6 protein-coding genes are annotated in these 5,142 nt (G+C 68.2%); 2 read left to right on the forward strand and 4 right to left on the reverse strand.

Annotation, left to right across the window (positions count from 1 at the left end; genetic code table 11):
• Positions 1-141: 141 nt before the first annotated feature.
• Positions 142-600 (reverse strand): GNAT family acetyltransferase, encoded by a 459-nt coding sequence (locus BJF81_RS11665; protein ID WP_075958490.1) that lies wholly within the window; start codon positions 598-600, stop codon positions 142-144.
• Positions 601-692: 92 nt separating this feature from the next.
• On the opposite strand from BJF81_RS11665, the gene BJF81_RS11670 reads away from it, so the two are divergent.
• Positions 693-1,175, forward strand: coding sequence for a nucleotidyltransferase domain-containing protein (locus BJF81_RS11670; protein WP_083664185.1), 483 nt, complete (start codon positions 693-695; stop codon positions 1,173-1,175).
• Between the two features lie 23 nt (positions 1,176-1,198).
• Here BJF81_RS11670 and BJF81_RS11675 read toward each other — a convergent pair whose 3' ends face one another.
• A complete protein-coding gene (locus BJF81_RS11675; RefSeq protein WP_083664186.1) occupies positions 1,199-2,464 on the reverse strand; it encodes an MFS transporter in 1,266 nt (421 codons plus the stop codon).
• Positions 2,465-2,512: 48 nt separating this feature from the next.
• Between BJF81_RS11675 and BJF81_RS11680 the strand changes: the two genes are divergently transcribed.
• Positions 2,513-2,866, forward strand: coding sequence for a ClpX C4-type zinc finger protein (locus BJF81_RS11680; protein ID WP_075958492.1), 354 nt, complete (start codon positions 2,513-2,515; stop codon positions 2,864-2,866).
• Positions 2,867-2,995: 129 nt separating this feature from the next.
• Here the strand turns inward: BJF81_RS11680 and BJF81_RS11685 are convergent, their stop codons facing one another.
• Positions 2,996-4,120, reverse strand: coding sequence for a heparan-alpha-glucosaminide N-acetyltransferase domain-containing protein (locus BJF81_RS11685; RefSeq protein WP_075958493.1), 1,125 nt, complete (start codon positions 4,118-4,120; stop codon positions 2,996-2,998).
• Positions 4,117-4,836: a hypothetical protein gene (locus BJF81_RS11690; protein WP_075958494.1), complete on the reverse strand. Its 720-nt coding sequence runs from the start codon at positions 4,834-4,836 to the stop codon at positions 4,117-4,119. Before BJF81_RS11690 ends, BJF81_RS11685 begins: the two co-directional genes overlap by 4 nt.
• Positions 4,837-5,142: the final 306 nt, after the last annotated feature.

A 5,142-nucleotide genomic window follows, 5' to 3' on the forward strand; every position in this document is an offset into this window, starting at 1 on the left:
CTGCAGGGCTTCGTCAACGGCGGCAAGGGCGTGCAGGCGCTGATCAGGCATGCCCGAGTTTGGCACGGCTGGCCTCCATCCAGTGCGCGCTCATGCCGCTGGTCGCTTCTGGTGGCCGGGCTTCGTCCTTGCCCTGCGGTCCTAGCGGAATCGCTCCGACGAGTTCTGTTCACGTAGCGCTTGTAGCTCCTCGTCGAGGAATCGACCAAGGACAGCGACCCGTTGATCCACATAGCCCAGCCGTTCGTAGAACTTGATGACGGCAGTGTTGTCAGCACGCACCATGAGCTGCAGCTTTGGTATGCCCTGCTCGCGTAGCCATGACTCAGCAGCGTTCATCAGGGCACGCCCAATCCCGGCTTCACGATGGCCGGGCTGGACGGCCAGGTAGTACACCCAGCCACGATGACCGTCCTGCCCCGCCATCACCGTGCCGAGAAGCTGCCCGTCCGTCACCGCCGCGAGAACCGTGGACGACGGGCCCTCGAGGGCACGCCCCAGATCGGCGCCTGGATCGTTCCACGGACGGGTCAGTCCGCAGTCGCGCCACAGCTGTACCGCATCGTGTTCCAGCTCGGACGGGAGAGGAGTGATCAGCATGCGGTTGAGTCTCTCTTACAGGCCGAGTCGCGAACGCGCGGTACTGCCGCGGGCCGCAAGAACCCCGGTGGACGGGAAGGGAGACTTCTCCTATGGAGAACTTCCCCCAGATGACTGCCGCCGAGGTGGTGCAGATCGTCGCCTGGCTTGACGCCCACGGGGTGGTCTATCAGGTCAACGGCGGATGGGGCGTCGATGCGCTCGTGGGACGACAGACTCGCCCCCACCAAGATCTCGACGTGTTTATCGACGAAGATCACGAGGCCGACTTCATGGCCTGGCTCACCTCCCGCGGCTACCGGGTCACCGAGGATTGGCGACCAGTCCGCGTGCAGCTATCGAGTCCCTTGGGGCAAGTAGACGTCCACGCAATGCGCTTCGACCCGGCCGGCAACGGAGTACAGCAAGGTCTCGACGGCGAGGTGTACCTCCACCCTGCTGAGCAGAGAGTCACCGGCCTCATCGACGGCCAAGCGGTCGTCGTGGCCAGCGCCGAGCGAGCCCGAGAGCTTCGAGGTGGCTACTCCCCGCGCGCCGTCGACCTTCACGACTTGGCTCTGCTCGACGAGCTGTAGGCATCCTGTTCTGCCGCCGTGCGTCAGAGCTCAGGTCTGGATTCCTCTCCTCTTGGGAGGGTCAGGATGGGTACGGCGGAGGTGACGGCGAGGACCAGCCACACCCACGTGGTGGTGATGGTGCCCAGAGTGCTGCCGAGGAGGCCGGTGGTCACGGCAGCGACGGGCATGATGCCGAGCACGAGCGTGCGTTGAGCTCCCAGAACGGTGCCGAGTCGTTCGGGGTCGACCAGCCGTGGGGCCAGGTCAGACCCGGCAACCATTGCGACCGCAGTGGCCGAGGCGGCCAGCGCGCTCTGCAGCGCCAGCCATGCTGCGGGCGGGCCGGGCAGGGTCTGGGTGGCCGTGAGCATGACCAGCACCGCCCCGAGCGTCATTGCAGCAGAGCTCGCGAGCCGGGTGATGCGTAGCCCGAGCCTGGCTGTGATCGTGGAGGCGGTCATGGCGCCAGCGATGCCGGCGAGGGCGCCGACGACACCGATCCCCGCGTACACAGCCGGGGCAAGTCCGAGCACGGTGAGGGCGATCACGGGCAGCAGGGTGTTCGCGGCCATGACCGCGGCGTTGTTCAGGACGTTGGCCACGGTGATCCGGGCGAGCAAGGGATGGGCGAAGAGCTGCCCGGTCCCGGCCCGTGCCATAGCCCACATCGAGACGCGAGGTTGGGGCGGCGGGCCCGGACGCAACGGTGCGATCCCGCGCTGGGCTGCGGCGGAGACCAGGTACATCACGGTCGAGGCGACCCAGACCAGGGGCGCGGCCAGCAACGCCAGCAGGCCCGACAGGACCAGGGGGCCGATCGCCCCGCCCGCCTGGGTAGCGGTCTGCATCCGACCGAACACCCCGCGGATCTCCTCCGGCTCCACCAGACGGGGCACCAGCAGTCCCTGCCCAGCAGTGAACACCACGTCAGCGATGCCGATGGTCAACGCGAAGGCCAGCAGGAGCATCAGCCCAACCGCCCCGGAGAGCTGCCCAGCCGCCCACGCAGCGACCACGCCCAGGGTCGCACCAGCGCGCACCAGGCTGCTGACCGTCATCATCGACACCGGGGCAGACCAACAGTCGGCCAGCACCCCCACCGGCAACGCGAGCAGCAGGAACGCGCCCAGCCCCAAGGAGTTCAGCACCCCGACCGTGGCCGTCCCCGCGCCCAGCACGCTCACCGCCACGATCGGCAGCAAGGACCTGGCCAGGCTGTCACCGACCGACTCCACCGCGGCGGTGGCCGTGAACCACTGCACTCCCCGACTTGTGGGGGTCTCATCGCCACGCGCATGTAAGGACATGCCTGACACTGTATGTCAGGTATGGCCTGACGTTGACATACTGGGGCCGTGCTCTCCGACGTCCTGTGCAGCTACTGCCTGCGCTCCCGCAGCGAGACAGGCAGACTGGTCGCCTCCCCGCTGGCGGCGATCTGCCGGCAGTGCGCCCAAGGCGCCCTCGACCTGTTCGCCTCGACACCGAGCGAGGAGGACGTCGACGGCCCCGTCCTGCCGTGGAGCACCCTCGACGATGACACTTTGCTGGCCCGCCTCCCACAGGTCGCCAGCGCCGGCCAACAGGTCGAGGCCCACCTCGCCACCTGGGTCCAAGCAGCCCGCGACCGCGACATCAGCTGGGCACGCATCGGCACCGCCCTCGGCATGACCCGTCAGTCAGCCTGGGAGAGATTCACCAACCCCTAACGTCCGGATCTGCCGCCGTGAACGCGTAGCGTCCAGACCCCCAGCGCTCAACGTCTTCCTAGGCCGCACATCGTCGGCCAGCAACGAAATCTTGTCACGGTGCGTGCGCGGACCGCGAGCAGCGTCCCGTCAGGGTCGTATGTAGATGCGGCGGCGGTGCAGTAGCGCGGCGAGACCCCACCACAGCATCAGGCTGACCGTGGCGAAGGCGACCTGCGGTCCCCCTAGGAACGAGAGCGTCGCCCCCATCTGCTGAGCCCATGGAACCTCACCTCCGTAACGCAGCAGCAGTGCTGCGGTCAGGTGCGAGCCAAAGTAGACCAGCAACGAGTTCCTACCCAGCGCGGCGAGCGGCCAGCCCGCCCGGTCACGGGCGCTCGGCCCCGCGGCCCGCTCCAGCAACACGTCGAAGACTGCGTAGGCGGCCAGGAAGATCGCCAGCCCGAGGGCTCCGGCGAGCAGGGCGAAACTCGGCGTCCACAGCCGCTTGAACGGTTCGACGACCAGCGTCAGGCTCGCTCCGAGGACCGCGCACATGATGGTCCAGGCGGCAATGCGGACCAGCCCGACGCGCCGGCTTCCGTGTCGGGCGTCCAGCGCGAGGTGGCCGGCCGTCGTTCCCGCCGCCGCGGTCAGGAAGGCCCCGGCGATCGCCACGACGCCTTCAGGGTCGTGCCGCCTCGCTCCCTGCGCATATGCATGCTCACCGAAGATGCGCAGGTCGAGCACTCCGGACGGGTTGCAGGTCGGGGCCAGCACCTGCCCGGGACATCGGGCCTGAAACCACGCGTACGCCAACGAGCCCAAGACCGCCGTTACCACGGTGATCGTGGCCCACCCGCGTGCGGTACGCGTGACAGTGTGCAGCAGTGCGGAGACGAGTACTAAGACGGCATACAGCTGAAGCACCCCCGTGAACCGCAGGGTAGAAACGTCGTAGTGGCCGGAGTACACGGCCGTGTACAGCACGCCCACCACCACCAGAACCACGACTCGACGAGTGGTAGCACGCCAGTCGCTGGCGCGACGGTAGGCGAACGCCAAGCCGACCCCGGACAGTGTCACGAAAAGCGGAAAGATCAAGTCGTAGATGGTCACGCCGAACCAGGCAGGATGCTGCAACCACCCCGGGACAGGTGGGAGAACGGAGACGCTGCTTACCGACGCGATGAGGAACAAGCCGCGGGCCGTGTCGAGCGAGATGATTCGCTCGACACGGCCCCGCTGCCGGGGCGTCGCGGTGTCTGGCCTCACGGCACGACCACCTCATAGGACTGAATACGCGGGAAAAGGACCTCATCACTCTGGAGCGGCAGATCACCCGGTCTCCACACGTCCGGGAACGCCAACCAGCCGTAGAGGCGCTGGTGGGTACCAGTCCGCATCGCCTGGTCGCGGCGGCCCGGGCCCAACCCCATGAACTGTTCGTAGACCTCCTCCGGCAGGGCCAGGTGCGTGGTAACGGCAGGGTCGTAGGGGTGAGTGACCAGCCAGCTCCCCTGATCCGAAAGCGGCGCCAGTGCTCTCGCGGCATCCTGGACGGCCAAGTGGTCGTCGCGGTCGTATACGTAGGGCTCCTCATCGGCGGGGCAGGTGCTCACCACATCGCATGCAGACGCGGACCACGCGGCGTCGGTCGAGAAGTAGGACGACGCTGTGACCCGTCCCACGGGCAGCTCGGGCAGCCCTGCGCGCGGATCCTCAAGCAGGGCACGGACGGCCTCCTCCACCCCCTGGGCCGTCAGCGCCCCGTCCCCAAGGTCGAGCACCGCGACCGAAGCGCCCGGTCCGTGGACGATCTGCCCGTGAGGGCCAGCCTGCTCCAGCGGGACCGCAGCGGCCCAATCCACATCCACCACCGGGGTGTGCCGTGCCGCCTCCGCCAGCCAGGCGCGGAAGGCGTTCAGCCTGGCCTCCCGGCAAGCCTCGGGGCCGGCGACGGGAGAGACGGGGTCAGGGTTAGGCGGCACTTCACCCACGTTTGCCTGCAGGTACTTGGCGAGGCCCTTCTCAGCCTCGATCCGCCGAGCGGGTTCCTGGGGGAATTGAGATGCGGGCTGAGAGGATTTGCTGAGCGAGTTCGGCGTCGGGGCGCGCGGGAGCCGCCGGTCTGCCCGGCTTTTCCACTTGGGGTCGTTCCTCGTCGGGGCAGGAGTGGGTGTCAGGCGGGGGCGTAGGCGCCGGCGTACATGCCTGCCCAGGCGTCCTGCCAGGGCCAGTTGGTGGGTAGGTGCAGGTGCAGTCGTCGGGCCCGGTTGGCGATCCGGGCCGGGATC

Source organism: Ornithinimicrobium sp. CNJ-824, from assembly GCF_001942405.1.
GTDB classification, from domain to species: Bacteria; Actinomycetota; Actinomycetes; order Actinomycetales; family Dermatophilaceae; genus Ornithinicoccus; species Ornithinicoccus kibberensis.

What these genes read in the sequence shown, in the direction of transcription:
- BJF81_RS11665 (WP_075958490.1), bottom strand. Translation starts at nt 600, where the DNA reads ATGCTGATCACTCCTCTCCCGTCCGAGCTGGAACACGATGCGGTACAG.
- BJF81_RS11670 (WP_083664185.1), top strand. Translation starts at nt 693, where the DNA reads ATGGAGAACTTCCCCCAGATGACTGCCGCCGAGGTGGTGCAGATCGTC.
- BJF81_RS11675 (WP_083664186.1), bottom strand. Translation starts at nt 2,464, where the DNA reads ATGTCCTTACATGCGCGTGGCGATGAGACCCCCACAAGTCGGGGAGTG.